Raw genomic sequence first — 465 nt, 5'->3', positions numbered from 1 at the left:
CAGACCCCAGGCATCAGTTTGACGAAAACAGCTAATCCGGCTACCTATTCACAATCAGGGGATCAGATCAGCTACAGCCTGGTGGTGACGAATACAGGCAACGTGACCCTGGACAATGTGTTGGTAAGCGATGCGGGCACGACGATGGGCAATCCACAGGTGGGCACGTTGGCCCCTGGGCAGAGTGCAACGGTTGGAGCCGTCTACACGGTAACCCAGTCAGATGTGGATGGCGGCAGCTATGTGAATATTGCAACAGTAACGGGCGAGGATCCGAACAGTGTGATCCAGACGGCTACGGCTACGGCCACAGTGACGGCAGTTCAGAGCCCAGGTATCGCCTTGACGAAAACCCCTACTCCTACGGATTACAGCCAATTGGATGAGGTGATCAGTTACGAGCTGGTGGTTACCAACTCAGGCAACGTGACGTTGACCGGCGTTGCGGTAAGCGACGTGGGCACG

General features: G+C 56.1%; 1 protein-coding gene. It reads left to right on the top strand.

Going from position 1 to position 465, the window contains the following annotated elements; genetic code table 11:
- Positions 1 to 12: 12 nt before the first annotated feature.
- Positions 13 to 465, top strand: a 453-nt coding sequence (locus tag J0A67_RS22645; RefSeq protein WP_438839603.1) for a CLIPPER-2 domain-containing protein, incomplete at its 3' end; no start/stop codon positions are given.

Origin of the sequence: Algoriphagus aestuariicola (genome assembly GCF_017254835.1) — a bacterium.
In the GTDB taxonomy this organism is placed as follows: Bacteria; Bacteroidota; Bacteroidia; order Cytophagales; family Cyclobacteriaceae; genus Algoriphagus; species Algoriphagus aestuariicola.
This window is presented reverse-complemented; position numbering and strand designations above follow the sequence as displayed.